Source organism: Acinetobacter sp. Ac_5812, assembly GCF_013072695.1.
GTDB lineage: Bacteria > Pseudomonadota > Gammaproteobacteria > Pseudomonadales > Moraxellaceae > Acinetobacter.
Genome location: NZ_LXUK01000022.1, coordinates 765,216 through 780,377 on the forward strand (window position 1 = coordinate 765,216; position 15,162 = coordinate 780,377).

The following is a 15,162-nucleotide window of genomic DNA, read 5'->3' on the forward strand; positions in this document are numbered from 1 at the left end:
TGTTGTTGAAATTCCCTTATTAGAATGAGGGGGATTCTTCATATAAATTCTCTCCCGCTTGCTCGTAACGACGCTCATCCATTTAAAAAAGAAAAGGAACTTTCATTGCGAATTCAATACAGCTCAAAAATGACTTATGCAAGAGTTCTCATCATCTCCCATGATTAAAACTCACTGATGAATGAGAATAAATCAGTTGAGTGTTCTTCCTCCTCATTACTACTCTGTATTATTCGCATCTGATAGCTAATAGTTTTTAGTTATTTGCAACGCATCCAAGGAGGAGTTATGCGTACGACAACAGGGGCTACTGATTCTCATTCAGTCGTTTCAATAATTTCAAAAGTATTTGTAGTTGCATTCGTTATATTTTGTGCTGTTTTCGCAGATTCCGCGGGAAAAATATTCGCCGATTTATCCAGTGTTTTATTACACAATATGAAGTGGTTTATTTTATCTTCTGTTTCAGCAATGTGCTTTTTCCTGCTGTATGTGATGTGTAGCAGATACGGCTTACTCAAAATCGGGAAAGATACAGATCAACCTGAATATAGCTATTTTGCATGGATCTCCATGCTATTTTCTTGTGCTATGGGAGTTGGTTTGGTGTTTTGGGGTGTCGCCGAACCGATGAACCATTATGCAAGCAACCCTTTTACCAAAGGCTTAACCGATGAAGCAGCCAGTATGGCAATGCAAATTTCCTATTTTCATTGGGGTTTACACGCTTGGTCGATTTATTGTTTAGCCGCTTTAGCCATTGCCTACTTTTCATTTCGCAAAGGCTTACCCTTTTCCTTACGTTCAATTTTGCATCCCATCATTGGTGATCGTATTTATGGTCCAATCGGGCATATCGTTGACATACTTGTGATTATTATTACAACCTTCGGCATTTCACAAACACTCGCCATCGGTGTATTACAGATTAATGCAGGCTTGCATAAAGTTTTTGATATAGAAGTCAGCGTTACTGTTCAATTTATTCTCATGATTTCATTGTCGAGTATTGCAACCTTCTCAGTTGTGCGTGGTATTGGCACAGGTATGCGCCGTCTTTCAGAAGTTAATATTATCTTATCCATCCTACTCATTTTGATTCTGATGTTTATCGGCCCTGCACGCTATATCACCAATTCATATATCGAAGGCATTGGCAACTATACATCGCACTTTATTGGGATGAGTTTATGGAGTGATGCCCAAAAAGATTCAGAATGGCAAAACTGGTGGACCGCTTTCTACTGGTTATGGTGGCCAACATGGGCCCCATTTGTAGGGATGTTTATTGCCAAAATTTCTAAAGGACGTACCATTCGCCAACTCATTTCAGGTGTGCTGATTGTTCCAACTTTAGTGACTTTCTTTTGGTTTGCAGTATTTGGTGGTTCAGCCCTCAAAATTGAACAAGATGCCCGTAAAAGTTTTGAACAACAAACCGCATTGATTGAAAATCAAATCGCGCCATCTACAGACACGATGGTATCTCAAGCATCAACAATCTCACCTGCTGCTGTTGAATTTAAGGGTGGACCCATTGTAAAAGCAACTCAGCAAGATAATACGCTAGCTGTATTTGAATTATTTAATGCCATAGATAGTGGATTATTCGGATCAATCCTCAGTATGGCGACCTGTCTGTTACTGATTACCTATCTCGTTACTTCTCAAGATGCTGGTACTCATGTGCTGTGTTTTCTGGATACGCGTTCCGAAAAGGATACACCTATTCGTATTCGAATCATTTGGTGTCTATTCGTTACCGCAATTAGTTTAGGTTTACTCTATGCAGGTGGCCTAAAAACAATTCAAGCCGCTGTTATTCTATTTGGCTTTCCAATTATCGTTTTTCTCACCATTTCAATGTTTGCCTTAATGAAGGCATTTAAACAGGAATACATTGCCAATATTGCGGTTGTAACAAAGCATCCACCAAGTGAACTAAAAGATTAAATTCTTTAGTTAGATATGAGGACATCCCAAGGAGAAGCATTCTAAAAATGATTCTCCTTAAAAAATTAAAATAGCGCTTTAAGGACTTATCCAAGAAACAACTTAATAGCAGATCGAGATGATTCACTCATTGGCGATTACTAAGCATATTATTCAAGGAAATTGAATGAAAAATAAAAAACCTCACCAAAACCGCATTACTAATCGCCATCCAGAACATTTAAATATGCATCAAATTGGGCCAGGTGACTTAGCAATATCTGAATGGAATCAGGCTGGTCTTACAATGCCTAATCTCGACCGCATGCATCGGTATCGGTTAGATCGCATCTGTAAATTATTAAAACTACATGGGCTAGCAGGCATATTATTATACGATCCTATTAATATCCGTTATGCAACAGGTACAACCAACATGCAAGTCTGGTTGTTACATAATGCAGGACGCTATACCTATATATCTGCTGAAGGTGAAGTCATTCTCTGGGAGTTTGATCACTGTGATTTTTTAGCCGATCATTCCAAGGTTGTATCACACATTCGCCCCTCTATCTCATGGTTCTATTTTTGTGCTGGAACTCGAATTGATGAGCAAGTAAAAAAATGGGCGAATGAAATATATGAGGTGGTTTTACAATTCAGCAAAGGGAATAAAAAAATTGCCATAGATAAGTGCAATGACGAAGGTATTAAAGCATTAGAGCAACTCGGGCTAAGTATTCAAAATGGTGAAGTCATTATGGAACTTGCACGTGCGATTAAAGGTGAAGACGAAATCAGTGCAATGCGTTGTGCAGTCCATGCTACAGATACATCAATAAAAATTATGCATGAGCATTTAGAACCAGGGATTTCAGAACAGCGCTTATGGTCATATTTACATGCTGAAAATATTGCCCGTGGTGGCGAATGGATTGAAACGCGTTTGCTCTCCTCAGGCCCACGCTGCAATCCGTGGTATCAGGAGTGTAGTGGACGTATTATCCAAAATGGTGACCTCGTAGGTTTTGATACCGATCTGATCGGTGCTTATGGCATTTGTGTGGATACTTCTCGGACATGGTTATGTGGAGATAAAGCGCCTACTGCCGAACAAAAAAATATTTATCAAATGGCATATGATCAAATTCAGTTTAATACCGAATTATTACGCACAGGTATAAGCTTTAAAGAACTTACGCACAATGCTTTACAGTATGATCCAAATCACTATAACCATTATTCCTTTCTTTATCATGGTGTAGGCTTATGTGATGAAGCACCTGGTATTTACTTTAAAGAAGCTTGGGAAAGTTATGGTTATGATGGTGTTCTAGAGGCGAATATGGTTCTGTGTGTTGAAAGTTACGTGGGACATAAGCAAGGTGGGTCAGGCGTTAAACTTGAGAATCAGGTTCTGATTACCGAAAATGGCCCCGAAATCCTGACCCTATATCCTTTTGAGTCACGTTTGCTGATTAATTAGATTGTATAAAAGAGCTGTAAAGTTAGATCATCATATTTACTAGTCCGCAGCTCTTTTAATTTTTCTCTTTCCAACGAATACAAATTAATTCAAACCTTTTTGCCCAACTTGTCCCGGCAACTGCTCTAAAAGCCAATGACGGAACTGTTTGACTGTCGAAGGAATAACCCCTCGATCGGTAGGTTCTAACATACAGAAATTAGCTTGGGTACGTAATACTGTTTCAACAGGACGAACCAATGCCCCACTTTCTAAATAGTCATCGACCAAAGATCCCCATGCCAAAGCTACGCCCTGCCCATTAATGGCAGCCTGAATGAGCAGTGGATAATTATTAATATTGACTCTGCTTTTAGGCTTGAACATCGGATATCCCACCAAAGCAAACCATTCAGCCCAATTGACCCAATCCTTTTGCGATTCATCCAAAGACAACAAACTCTTTCCAAAGATATTTTCAGGGCTTTTGTCCTGAAATTGAGCAAGATAAGCAGGACTACAGACAGGAAAAACTTCTTCAGGGAATAAAGGCGTAACTTTCATCTCGATTGGGGGTACTTTGCAATAAAATAAAGCTAAGTCACAATCCATTTTATGCAGGTCAAGAATCTTTTCGGTGGTTAAAATTCTTAAATCAATGCCTTCATTTTGTTGAAAACTCGCCACTTTAGGCAATAACCATAAGGCTGCCATAGCATTGGTTGTAACAACAGTCACCTGATGCTCACCCTGCCATTTTTTAATTTCGGCGGTTGCTTGAGACACATCCTGTAAAGCACCGTATATGGTTTGATAATATTGTAAGCCAGTCGGTGTTAAAACAATATTTCGATTGGCACGGACAAATAACTCCTTCCCTAGATATTCTTCGAGTTGCCTAATCTGACGACTGATTGCACCTTGAGTCACATTCAGTTCATTTGCTGCCTGAGTAAAACTCAGATGGCGTGCTGCCGCCTCAAATACAATCAAACTGTTCATGGGTGGTAATGGTTTAATTCTCATGGGCGCTCCTTGTTTATCCTATCTATCCATGTCGAACACCTGTGTTAGCCACCTTGTCCAAGTAAAGGTAGCTAAATGTTCAAACAGACTTCCTTGTGATGTTGCTCAATTAACTTATTATCGATGTAATAAATTATTTCATTATTTTAATTTCGATAAAATCTCATAAATAACAATCAATAAAAAGTGAGAAAAACGAATAGATGTATGAGTTTTTCTCATTCAAAATAATTTCCCTATCATAAAAACAAAAAGGGCTGAAAATTCAGCCCTTTTTAACTATCAACTTACAACTTAAGCATCTGTATTCAGCACCACACTTGGTTGAGCATTTCTTAATTTCCGCTGCTTCAAATAATAGGCAAGCATCAAACACAGAATCCATGCAGGAATCATCATGACCGCGATACGCATATCCGCAGTCAATGACATCACCACCAGAATACTCAGCATAAAAATAATGCATAGATAATTACTGAATGGATAAGCAATACTTGGGAACTTAGTCGTTAGCCCTTGTGCTTGCATGGCTTTACGGAACTTCAAATGGGTCCATGAAATCACCACCCAGTTAATCACAATCGCAGCAACCACCAGCATCATCAACAGACCAAATGCCTTCTCAGGAAATGCATAGTTCAACAAGACACACAGTACGGTGACGAATGCCGAAACATACACAGCATTGGTCGGAATACCACGTTTATTGATTTTCTTAAGGAACTTAGGTGCATTGCCTTGTTGGGCCAAGCCCAATAACATACGGCTACTGCAATAGCTGGTTCCGTTATAAACAGATACAGCCGCAGTCAAGATCACAAAGTTCAACATGGTTGCGACGCCTTGGCTATCTAATGATGCAAAGACCATTACGAATGGGCTACCACCTTGTGCCATTTGGTTCCAAGGAAACAAAGCGAATAAGATGAAAAGCGTTGCAATATAGAAAATCAAAATACGATAAATAATTTGATTCACTGCTTTCGGCAAAGTTTTATCAGGATCACGTGCTTCTGCCGCAGTAATACCAAATAACTCAATTCCACCAAAAGCAAAGATAATCACAGCCATTGCCATGACCAAACCTTCTACACCAAATGGAAAGAATCCACCCAATGCCCAAAGGTTACTGATTCCAGCTTGTGGCCCTGCCGTTCCTGTTGCAAGTAAATACGAACCAAAACCAATCATGGCCAGGATTGCTAAGATTTTGATGATGGAAAACCAAAACTCCATTTCACCAAAAAACTTGACATGCAACAGGTTGATACCGTTAATTAAGATAAAAAAGGCCAATGCCGAAACCCATGTCGGGATTTCAGGCCACCAATATTGAATATATAACCCAATCGCTGTGAGCTCAGCCATACAGACCAGAACATTGAGTACCCAATAGTTCCAACCTGACATGAAACCTGCAAATGAGCCCCAGTATTTGTAAGCAAAATGGCTAAATGAACCACTGACTGGCTCTTGTACCACCATTTCACCTAGCTGTCGCATCATTAAAAATGCAATAAGCCCTGCAATCGCATAACCCAGAATGACCGATGGGCCAGCCAGCTTAATCGATTGTGAGATACCTAGAAACAAACCTGTGCCAATCGCACCACCTAGCGCAATAAGCTGGATATGCCGATTGCTTAAACCTGGGTTCAGGTTTCCTTGCTCCTGTTTTGACATATGATTATTCTCATCCGTGTCGCGTAATTTTTCTGTCTAAAATTACGTATATCATAAGTTAATCACAAATGCCTATATCTAATTCGAAAAATAATTAATTCACTTTTCGAATAACCGCGCATATAAACAGAAAATTCAATAAATAACAAATATTATGAATAATGTAATTAAATTATGTATTGCGTAATTAATTATTTTTAGTATGATAGAAATGAAGACGCAGGGATTTTTGCTCTAAGTAAACTAGAATTGGCAGATAAAAACTTAAATATCAATTTATCTTTCAACCACTTAATCAAAATACTCCCTAAACAAAGAGATTAGACCAACAGAATTAAAGACAAGGAAAGCGAATCATGGCCCATCATTTAACTTCTTTTCTTGAGATTGATGCCCAATCAGATTTCACAATACATAATTTGCCATACGGTATTTTTAGCGAGACCGCACAAGCTGAAAAACGCGTCGGCGTTGCAATTGGTGAATGGGTGCTTGACCTTGCCGCATTAGAGCAAAAAGGCTTATTACAGCTCACGACAGCAAACTGCTTTAATCAGCCAACACTGAATAAATTCATCGAAACAGGCAAACAAAATTGGCATAAGGTTCGCAGCACTTTGCAAAACTTATTGTCTGCGGAAAATCCAAGCTTACGTGATGATGCAGATTTACGTCAGCAAGTGTTGTTTAAACAAGAAAATGTAGTTTTACATTTACCGATTCATGTTCCTGGCTATACCGACTTCTATTCATCAAAAGAACACGCCACTAATGTCGGCACCATGTTTAGAGATCCTAAAAATGCACTCTTGCCGAACTGGAGCGAATTGCCTGTCGGCTATAACGGTCGTGCCAGTTCTGTGATTGTCAGCGGTAAAGACATTGTGCGCCCTTCTGGCCAAATCAAATTACCGAATGAAGAACGTCCTATGTTCTCGGCAACCCGTAAACTCGACTTTGAACTCGAGACCGCTTTTGTCGTGGGTAAAGCAACTGAATTGGGCGAGCCGATTGCCATTGAAAACGCATGGGAACATATCTTTGGCATGGTGTTATTAAATGATTGGTCAGCACGTGATATTCAACAATGGGAATATGTCCCTTTAGGCCCTTTCAACGCCAAAACCTTTGCCAGTGCCATTTCACCTTGGGTGGTGACCATGGAAGCGCTTGAACCATTTAAAGTCAAAGGTCCAGAACAACAGCCACAACCATTGGGTTATCTACAAGAAAACACCGCCAATAGTTATGACATTCACCTCAGTGTTGAAGTGCAAACGCCACAATCTTCTCAGGCTAATGTGATTTGCCAAACCAACTTTAAATATATGTATTGGTCAATGTCACAGCAACTAACCCACCACACCATTGCAGGCTGTAATGTACAAGTCGGCGATTTAATGGGTTCAGGCACGATTTCAGGCCCAACCGAAGATTCTTATGGCAGCTTACTGGAACTGACGTGGAATACCACCAAACCACTCAACCTTTCCAACGGTGAAAAGCGTGGCTTCTTGGAAGATGGTGACCGTGTCGTGATGAAAGGCTACTGTGAAAAAGATGGCATTCGCGTGGGTTTTGGTGAAGTTGCCAATACCATTTTACCGGCACGTCACTTTCGTTTTAATGAACAAAAGGACGAGCGCTATGAAACTGTATAGTTACTTTCGTAGCTCTGCGGCTTATCGGGTACGGATCGCACTCAACCTGAAAGCGCTGCCTTATGAAACTGAAGCAGTGCATCTCGTTAAAAATGAGCAGCAACTGGCAAGTTATCGTGCACTGAATCCGAGTCAGTTGGTGCCAACACTGCTTGACCAAGATCAGACCTTTACCCAGTCGCTCAGCATTTTGGAATATCTGGAAGAACGCTATCCAGCCAAAGCACTGCTACCGAAAGATCTGGTGCAACGTGCCAAAGTCCGTGCCTTTGCACAAAGCATTGCTTGTGACATTCATCCAATCAATAACTTGAGAGTGTTGAAGTACCTACAAAATGATCTTGCAATCAGTAACGAGCAAAAAACACTTTGGTACCGACATTGGATTTTAGAAGGCTTTCACAGCTTAGAAATGCAATTACAGCAATCCAATGGGCAATTCTGTTTTGGCTCCCAGCCGACTTTTGCAGATTGTTGTTTGATTCCTCAAGTCTATAACGCCAAGCGCTTTAAAATTGATTTAAGTGCTTTTCCCAAGATTGAGTCGATCTACCAACATTGCTTAACCCTTCCCGCATTCTTGAATGCCACACCAGAACAACAACCAGATTGGGAATAGAGATAAAAGGAGTTTTATCATGAGCTTTGCAATTAAAAAAATTCACCATGTGGCTTATCGCTGTAAAGACGCCAAAGAAACCGTCGAATGGTACAAAAAAATGCTGCATATGGATTTCATTCTGGCTTTTGCAGAAGACCATGTACCATCCACCAAAGCTTTTGACCCGTATATGCATTTATTTTTAGATGCGGGCCAAGGCAATGTATTGGCCTTCTTTGAACTGCCGACTCAACCCGATATGGGTCGTGATGAAAATACACCACAATGGGTGCAGCACATTGCTTTTGAAGTCGAAGACCTAGATGCGCTCATGGCAGCAAAAGCACATCTTGAAGCCAATGACGTCAAGGTATTAGGGGTCACCAACCATGGTATCTTCCATTCGATTTACTTCTTCGATCCAAATGGTCATCGTCTGGAATTGACCTACAATGATGTCCATGCCGATGCCAAGATTGCACGCATTACCGAAGAAATGAAATTAGAAATGCTAGATGAATGGAGTCGCACCAAACGTGCACCGCACCATACTCATTTCTTACACGAAGATGAACTTGGTGCATAAAAATCCAGTTCCATGAAATTGGCATTAGCGTTGTAAAATGCTAATGCCTTTTTTTATGGTCTAAATTTAAAGCATTTTGTGTGTTTTTAAGGCATAGTAGGCTCAGCAAAATTGCGTGCAATCTCTCTAAAAACAATTGTATGCTTATGCAATTCGCCGATTTGATACATTTAAAAAGATGATTTCTATTTTGCCCGATGCTCAGGCATTATGTGCTGGATGTAAATTGTCCATAATTGACAGCAACAAATACTGCGTGAATGCGCGCAGCTTAAGGGTTATTGAATGATTGAAGAAAAGTTATCTGGTGGGGTTCAATCACTTGAGGTCGGCTTAGCCGTACTGAATGCCCTTTTAGAACACAACAAGCCCATTATATTAAAAGATCTATCCAGCAAACTGGATATGCACCCTGCCAAGGTACACCGTTATCTGGTCAGTCTGATTCGTATGAATTACGCCAAGCAACTCACCGATGGTCAATATGCTTTAGGCGATCAAGCATGGCGTTTAGGCTTGAACTGTATTCAACATACCGATGTGTTACAGCTGGTTCAGCACCTGATTTATGAATTACAAAACAAGATTGGCTGTGGTATTCAAATCAGCAAATGGTCACCCAAAGGCCCTTTAGTGGTTCAATCGATAGAATCCAACCATCCGATTTCAATCGTGACCAAGGTTGGTTCAATCATGCCTTTGGTCAATTCCGCAGCGGGTCGTGTATTTGCCTCTTATATGCCTGAAGCCGTGATTAAGCCGTTGATGCAAGCGGAATGGGAAAAAGCGGCTCATAACCATTATCCGATTAAACCGACTGATTGGGATGAATTCTTAGTATTAAAAGAACATGTATTGCAACACGGTATGTCGATTGCTCAGGGCGACTTGTTGGTGGGAATCAATGCGGTGGGTCTACCAATCTTTAATGCGCATCATTCAATGGAATTTTGTATTGTGGCACTGGACAGTGAAATGTTTTTCTCGGTTCATGACGGCAGCGAGAACTTAGAACTGTTTAAACGTGAAGTTGCAGCAATCAATCAATATATTCAAACCCGTTAATGTTTCATCCATATAAAAAAAGCCAAGAAGCGAACTTCTTGGCTTTTTATTTCATTTGAATGCAATTACTTTGCTTCTAACACACCACGGCGGATCTGGTCACGTTCGATTGATTCAAACAGTGCCTTGAAGTTGCCTTCACCAAAACCATCATCATCTTTACGTTGAATAAATTCAAAGAACACTGGCCCAAGCATGTTTTGCGAGAAAATCTGTAATAACAGCTTTTTCTGACCGTCTTTGGTATTGCCATCCAGTAAGATACCGCGTTTTTGCAACTCTTCAGTTGGCTCACCATGATTCGGTAAACGCTCTTTCAACATTTCATAATAGGTTTCAGGCGGCGCGGTCATAAACTGCATGCCGATTCCTTTTAACTTGTCCCAAGTTGAAAGCAAGTCATCGGTAATAAACGCGATATGCTGAATACCTTCACCATTGAAATCTGCCAAGAACTCTGCGATTTGACCGTTGCCCTTGTCTGAATCTTCATTCAGTGGAATACGAATCATGCCATCTGGCGCAGTCAAGGCTTTAGAGGTTAAACCTGTATATTCGCCTTTGATATCAAAGTAGCGAATTTCTTGGAAGTTAAAGATTTTTTCATAGAAGTTCGCCCAATACTCCATACGTCCTTTATAGACGTTATGGGTTAAATGGTCGATTTCGTTCAGGCCTGCACCTTTTGGATTTCTGTCCGCATCATCAAAGAAAACGAAGTCATTTTCATAGATATCACGATCCACAAGGAAAATTGGCATGCCACCAATCCCTTTAATCGCAGGGATATTGAGTTCCATTGGCCCAGCTTGTGAATACATTGGCTCTGCACCAAGCTCCACTGCTTTAGTAAATGCTTTGGCTGCATCGCGGGTTCTAAAACCCATTGCACAGGCTGAAGGACCATGTTCTTTAAAGAAGAATGAAGCATAAGATTCAGGCTGGTAGTTCAAAATAATGTTGATATTACCCTGACGCCATAAATAAACTTTTTTAGACTTATGCTTTGCGACTTTAGAAAAACCGATGGTCTCAAAGATTTGATCTAATCCGTTTTCCGTCGAAACAAATTCAATAAAAGCAAAACCACATAATTCTAATGGGTTATCTAAAATGTCCATCTAGTTTCCCTTATTTAGATAAATTCATCCGTTTAATGCTCTGTATAGGTCTTATTCTTCAATTGCTTAATCGCTATCTAAAAGCATCAACCTATACATGCGTTATTAGAAAAGGCGACCGGTGTTTTTATAAGTATGTAAAAGCATCCGTGTTAAAGCCCTTTCCGTCCATAAGTCAGCCAAATGAAGAAATCATGATTCTTGATCTTGGCTCTCAGCTATAAATTCATGCTACAAGAAAGTCTGAATTTATGCAATACATAATTGAATTATGTTATGTGTAATTTTATTACTGTTTGGCTCTGCCAATGAAAGGTCGCTATTAAAGAATAATTGGCGATATCTCTAAATCAGACTATGGTCTCAAGCTGATAGGAATAAATGTATTGTGAGTAGACTGCCTGTCTTATTTCCTTAACAAAGTTCGATTAGCTTAAGCCTATGAGCTACGTAGGCGAATGAGATAGACATGACGCAAACTTCGATTTTAGAACAGTTAACTCAACTCATTGAAAGCTATAGTCATGAGCATAGTGGTAGACCGCAAAAGATCTTGATTGGTTATAAAGCCTATTATGACTTGATGGGAAATTCGAGTTTTGCTGCTGAGGTCACTGACTCCGCTTTAAACCCAAATAAAAGAAAGTATAAAAAGATTAAAATTAAAGTCACCAAAGATGACTATCAGCTTGAGCTAGAGTAATTTTTCTGGTTTGTAGTCAAATCTTTAGCTTTCTTACCATACAAATACTCGGCAAGTAACGGCGCTGCGGCCTCAGCACCACCTGCTGCACTACCTTCAGCATCTTTACCCTTAAAGTATTGACCAATTTCATAGCTTGCCGCTGGACTCAATGTCGAAGCTGCAATCCCTGCGCCACTCGCAGTAGGTGCGGACAAGCCTGCCGACACATATCTAATGACACACCCGCTTTTGCCACTGACTGGCATCTTTCCTAAAAATTTTACTCTATCTTTCCAGATCAAAGGCAAAACCTATACATAAAAAGCCGCATTAAAAATACGGCTAAAAATGATTACATCTAACTCTTTTTCTCTTTACTTAATTCCAAATTCAACCAATCATAATTAATACAAATCATTCTTTTATAATTTTCTTCAGTATAATAATCAGAAGCATCTACATCATTATTTACACCTTGAATCATATGTGGTGAATTCTTTGGCTGTCCCCAATCAATCCAAAAATTTGATAACTCTAATAAGCCATACACTGGGTCTAAGCTCAGCCCGTTAAGCTTCAAGTCCAAACAAACTAATAACCACTTATGAGACGATTTTGAAATATCAATATTTAAAGTATTTACTACTTTTCTCAACAGATTCAGAACATCATCTTTCGAAGTATATTTATCTATAACTAACAATTCATTTAAGACTTCAGTTAATTCGTGGGCAACAACTTCTGTCCTTAGAAAATAATCTTCGACAAAACTACTTACCATCTCATTACTTAAACAACCATATTCTGGAACTCCTATATATCCAATATAGATAGTTCCAAAATCATCAAAATTAAGCTGTTTAAGTTTTTCATATGCTTGAGTTATCATGGGTTAGTTGGCGCCCCTGTAATTTTACCATTTGGAATAAAAATTATATGCGAGACCCTACCTAATTTAGGATCAACTATCCACTCAAAACGACCAACAGTACCATTCATACTACCTTCTTGTTGCCCGATTCTTCCTTGCTGTACAGAATTTTACTTATATTTAAACTTCAACCATCAAAATAAAAAAGCCATTAATTTCAAATGGCTTTTTTATGAATCACCAATTAAATACTATTCATGGAGTAAATTTAAAAAATCATCAAAGTTAGCGGCAACATTATTTACCACCATTGAGCTTTTCCCACTTTTATCATCGACAAAATCATCATGATATACTAATACTACTTTAGGGTCTAAGCTTTCTGCATTATCTCTATAATCAAAACAGATATAATCTCCATTCGCACATATACCAAAAATAACAAGATGCTCCACACCATAATTATTCAGGTCAGAAATATTCTCTTGCTCTCTCAAAATATTCCCATCTGAATGATTATCTTTAAAACTTAAGAAGTTTAGATCTCTCTCATCAGGTTTATTGTAGATATTTATGAAATCAAAAATATTTTTCTCAAATATTACAGCATCATGATCCTTTATCAAATTGATGTAATATTTTGGAAAAGCATATCCAATTTGATTTTGAGCTTTAACAATTTCATCTAGTGAATTTTGACCATTATCTCGATAAATTCCCATAATTCTTTCCATTACTTACATTTAAACCTCAACCATCAAAATAAAAAGCCATTAATTTTTAAATGGCTTTTTATAAATAACAAACTAAGTACTAATCATGGAGTAATTTTAAAAAATCATCAAAATTTTCTGTCACTTTAATAATACGCATCTTAGAATTACCATTTTCATCTTCTATATAATCATCATGATACATAACAACTATTGGAGGATTATCCGTTGCTATATTATAACGATAATCAAATGCTATATAGTCTCCTCCAGCAGATTCACCAATTACGATAACCCCATTATAACTATATTCATCTGGCTGATTAATTTCTATTGCATTAGATGGCTGCATAGAGTTTTGAAATTTATACAAATCACTTTCATCATAAACCAATATTTCTTCATAACCATAGCCATAGCCATAGCCATAGCCATAGCCATAGCCATAGCCATAGCCATAAAATGATACATCCAAAACACTAACATCACCATTATCCTCTTGATAGTCGAAGTTTTCTAGTAATGGTCTAATTGCATTGTGTTTAGACAATAATTCGATATAACTCTTAGGAAAGTTAACACCAAATTTCAACGCAAACTCTGAAATAATAGATGGGTCTATAGTACCATAATCCCGATAAGACTTAATTTCCATAAAATTATTACTTACCTCTATTTAAAGATGCTTCACCTGCATGAGATACACCTTATCTTTCATGGTAAACACCTGTGTTGCCCTCAATAGCGTGAGGAATAGTTTAAGCGTTTACACAGTTTTTTACAGTCACGACATATCGATTTACAGCAAGCCCAACAGCAAGTGGCTGACTATATTTTGGGGGATTATCGAAATATCCGACCACATGCTTTTAATCTATACCTAGCCTATGTGGAAAAGGAAAGATGTTTTTTTAATCAAACCTCTTAAAAGATGTCTAAGTTTTCTTGACCACTACATTATCTAACTAGATATATAAAAAACCTATAAAAAAGCATGCCATTATTGACATGCTTTTTAAATTAATCATAGATTTACTCTAGTTATAATTTTCAATTTAAAACATTTTTTTACATAAGGTCTTAAATTTTTTACTTATTTAATTCAAAAAATCATCTTAATTAATTTCCACTCACCTTTTTAGGCTACCTATTGTTATCAAACTTAATTTATTATCAAATCCAAACTCAAAATGCAAATATTTATTTTCCATTTCATACTTAATCCATTTCTGGCCTTTTTTTTCAGGGATACCTAGCAACTTTTCAATGTCAGATTTTGTTGAATCATAGTTAACATTAAAAATCAAATCATCCAAAAAAGGATATTTCACATACTCCTCATTATTCTGAATATATATAAAAATTACCTTAAGAGTATCATTTTCATCAAACTGAAAAGTAACCCCTCTTTTAAAAAACTCCCAATATGATAATTTCTCTCCATCAAAATTAGTTATTGAGGTTTCAAAATCCATGGCAATAACACTAACTGCATCTAATATTATTTTATCTGGTATTGATCGCCCAATACTATCTAAAAAAATATTTACATTACCTAGTAAGTTCATTTAATTGATACCTCTATCTTTATTACGCTCAATAACATTTTTAATTGCTTCATCAACACTCTTGCGATCAAAACCTTTATTTTCTAAATTTTTTCTTAAAACATCTAGATCACATCTCTGGGCTTCACATAAATTCTGAGCATCTTTCTCTATTTGAGCAGAAGTATTTTTACCAGAATGTGTTC

General features: G+C 38.0%; 15 protein-coding genes. 7 read left to right on the forward strand and 8 right to left on the reverse strand.

Annotated features, from left to right (window positions below; all coding sequences use genetic code 11):
* The first annotated feature begins 288 nt into the window (after positions 1 to 288).
* Together A7P55_RS17080 and A7P55_RS17085 are read left to right on the forward strand one after the other, a co-directional pair.
* The gene (locus A7P55_RS17080; protein WP_171553032.1) at positions 289 to 1,953 is read left to right on the forward strand and encodes a BCCT family transporter; all 1,665 of its coding nucleotides are present in this window, start codon (positions 289 to 291) and stop codon (positions 1,951 to 1,953) included.
* A gap of 166 nt (positions 1,954 to 2,119) precedes the next feature.
* On the forward strand, positions 2,120 to 3,418 hold the full coding sequence (locus A7P55_RS17085; RefSeq protein ID WP_171553033.1) for a Xaa-Pro peptidase family protein: 1,299 nt from the start codon (positions 2,120 to 2,122) through the stop codon (positions 3,416 to 3,418).
* An 84-nt stretch (positions 3,419 to 3,502) separates the two neighbouring features.
* On the opposite strand, the gene A7P55_RS17090 is transcribed toward A7P55_RS17085, so the two are convergent.
* Both A7P55_RS17090 and A7P55_RS17095 read right to left on the reverse strand, forming a co-directional pair.
* Positions 3,503 to 4,423: a LysR substrate-binding domain-containing protein gene (locus tag A7P55_RS17090; RefSeq protein WP_171553034.1), complete on the reverse strand. Its 921-nt coding sequence runs from the start codon at positions 4,421 to 4,423 to the stop codon at positions 3,503 to 3,505.
* A gap of 294 nt (positions 4,424 to 4,717) precedes the next feature.
* Positions 4,718 to 6,106, reverse strand: coding sequence for an amino acid permease (locus A7P55_RS17095; RefSeq protein WP_171553035.1), 1,389 nt, complete (start codon positions 6,104 to 6,106; stop codon positions 4,718 to 4,720).
* A 356-nt stretch (positions 6,107 to 6,462) separates the two neighbouring features.
* Here A7P55_RS17095 and fahA point away from each other — a divergent pair, with 356 nt between their 5' ends.
* The 4 genes from fahA (at position 6,463) to A7P55_RS17115 (ending at position 10,019) form a co-directional block, all read left to right on the forward strand.
* A complete protein-coding gene (gene fahA / locus A7P55_RS17100; RefSeq protein WP_171553036.1) occupies positions 6,463 to 7,767 on the forward strand; it encodes a fumarylacetoacetase in 1,305 nt (434 codons plus the stop codon).
* The gene (maiA, locus tag A7P55_RS17105; RefSeq protein WP_171553037.1) at positions 7,754 to 8,386 is read left to right on the forward strand and encodes a maleylacetoacetate isomerase; all 633 of its coding nucleotides are present in this window, start codon (positions 7,754 to 7,756) and stop codon (positions 8,384 to 8,386) included. Before fahA ends, maiA begins: the two co-directional genes overlap by 14 nt.
* Positions 8,387 to 8,405: 19 nt before the next feature.
* Positions 8,406 to 8,954 (forward strand): VOC family protein, encoded by a 549-nt coding sequence (locus A7P55_RS17110; RefSeq protein WP_004653219.1) that lies wholly within the window; start codon positions 8,406 to 8,408, stop codon positions 8,952 to 8,954.
* A gap of 285 nt (positions 8,955 to 9,239) precedes the next feature.
* Positions 9,240 to 10,019, forward strand: a complete 780-nt coding sequence (locus A7P55_RS17115; protein WP_023269921.1) for an IclR family transcriptional regulator — start codon at positions 9,240 to 9,242, stop codon at positions 10,017 to 10,019.
* A gap of 65 nt (positions 10,020 to 10,084) precedes the next feature.
* On the opposite strand, the gene hppD is transcribed toward A7P55_RS17115, so the two are convergent.
* Positions 10,085 to 11,140: a 4-hydroxyphenylpyruvate dioxygenase gene (gene hppD, locus A7P55_RS17120; RefSeq protein ID WP_016163504.1), complete on the reverse strand. Its 1,056-nt coding sequence runs from the start codon at positions 11,138 to 11,140 to the stop codon at positions 10,085 to 10,087.
* Positions 11,141 to 11,609: 469 nt separating this feature from the next.
* On the opposite strand from hppD, the gene A7P55_RS22490 reads away from it, so the two are divergent.
* Positions 11,610 to 11,843, forward strand: coding sequence for a hypothetical protein (locus tag A7P55_RS22490; RefSeq protein ID WP_216078075.1), 234 nt, complete (start codon positions 11,610 to 11,612; stop codon positions 11,841 to 11,843).
* On the opposite strand, the gene A7P55_RS17130 is transcribed toward A7P55_RS22490, so the two are convergent.
* From A7P55_RS17130 to A7P55_RS17150, 5 genes are all read right to left on the reverse strand, one after another.
* Positions 11,825 to 12,040, reverse strand: a complete 216-nt coding sequence (locus A7P55_RS17130) for a hypothetical protein (protein ID WP_252727877.1) — start codon at positions 12,038 to 12,040, stop codon at positions 11,825 to 11,827. The genes A7P55_RS22490 and A7P55_RS17130 overlap by 19 nt on opposite strands.
* Positions 12,041 to 12,183: 143 nt before the next feature.
* Entirely contained in the window at positions 12,184 to 12,714 is a 531-nt protein-coding gene (locus tag A7P55_RS17135; RefSeq protein WP_171553038.1) for a DUF2247 family protein, read from the reverse strand.
* Positions 12,715 to 12,947: 233 nt separating this feature from the next.
* A complete protein-coding gene (locus A7P55_RS17140; protein WP_171553039.1) occupies positions 12,948 to 13,418 on the reverse strand; it encodes an SMI1/KNR4 family protein in 471 nt (156 codons plus the stop codon).
* 91 nt (positions 13,419 to 13,509) lie between these two features.
* Positions 13,510 to 14,064: an SMI1/KNR4 family protein gene (locus A7P55_RS17145; RefSeq protein ID WP_171553040.1), complete on the reverse strand. Its 555-nt coding sequence runs from the start codon at positions 14,062 to 14,064 to the stop codon at positions 13,510 to 13,512.
* Between the two features lie 475 nt (positions 14,065 to 14,539).
* The gene (locus A7P55_RS17150) at positions 14,540 to 14,977 is read right to left on the reverse strand and encodes a hypothetical protein (protein ID WP_043969833.1); all 438 of its coding nucleotides are present in this window, start codon (positions 14,975 to 14,977) and stop codon (positions 14,540 to 14,542) included.
* Positions 14,978 to 15,162: the final 185 nt, after the last annotated feature.

Bases quoted from the DNA above. Each gene is read 5' to 3' on its own strand.
- A7P55_RS17080 (WP_171553032.1), top strand. From the start codon at position 289: ATGCGTACGACAACAGGGGCTACTGATTCTCATTCAGTCGTTTCAATA.
- A7P55_RS17085 (WP_171553033.1), top strand. From the start codon at position 2,120: ATGAAAAATAAAAAACCTCACCAAAACCGCATTACTAATCGCCATCCA.
- A7P55_RS17090 (WP_171553034.1), bottom strand. From the start codon at position 4,423: ATGAGAATTAAACCATTACCACCCATGAACAGTTTGATTGTATTTGAG.
- A7P55_RS17095 (WP_171553035.1), bottom strand. From the start codon at position 6,106: ATGTCAAAACAGGAGCAAGGAAACCTGAACCCAGGTTTAAGCAATCGG.
- fahA (WP_171553036.1), top strand. From the start codon at position 6,463: ATGGCCCATCATTTAACTTCTTTTCTTGAGATTGATGCCCAATCAGAT.
- maiA (WP_171553037.1), top strand. From the start codon at position 7,754: ATGAAACTGTATAGTTACTTTCGTAGCTCTGCGGCTTATCGGGTACGG.
- A7P55_RS17110 (WP_004653219.1), top strand. From the start codon at position 8,406: ATGAGCTTTGCAATTAAAAAAATTCACCATGTGGCTTATCGCTGTAAA.
- A7P55_RS17115 (WP_023269921.1), top strand. From the start codon at position 9,240: ATGATTGAAGAAAAGTTATCTGGTGGGGTTCAATCACTTGAGGTCGGC.
- hppD (WP_016163504.1), bottom strand. From the start codon at position 11,140: ATGGACATTTTAGATAACCCATTAGAATTATGTGGTTTTGCTTTTATT.
- A7P55_RS22490 (WP_216078075.1), top strand. From the start codon at position 11,610: ATGACGCAAACTTCGATTTTAGAACAGTTAACTCAACTCATTGAAAGC.
- A7P55_RS17135 (WP_171553038.1), bottom strand. From the start codon at position 12,714: ATGATAACTCAAGCATATGAAAAACTTAAACAGCTTAATTTTGATGAT.
- A7P55_RS17140 (WP_171553039.1), bottom strand. From the start codon at position 13,418: ATGGGAATTTATCGAGATAATGGTCAAAATTCACTAGATGAAATTGTT.
- A7P55_RS17145 (WP_171553040.1), bottom strand. From the start codon at position 14,064: ATGGAAATTAAGTCTTATCGGGATTATGGTACTATAGACCCATCTATT.
- A7P55_RS17150 (WP_043969833.1), bottom strand. From the start codon at position 14,977: ATGAACTTACTAGGTAATGTAAATATTTTTTTAGATAGTATTGGGCGA.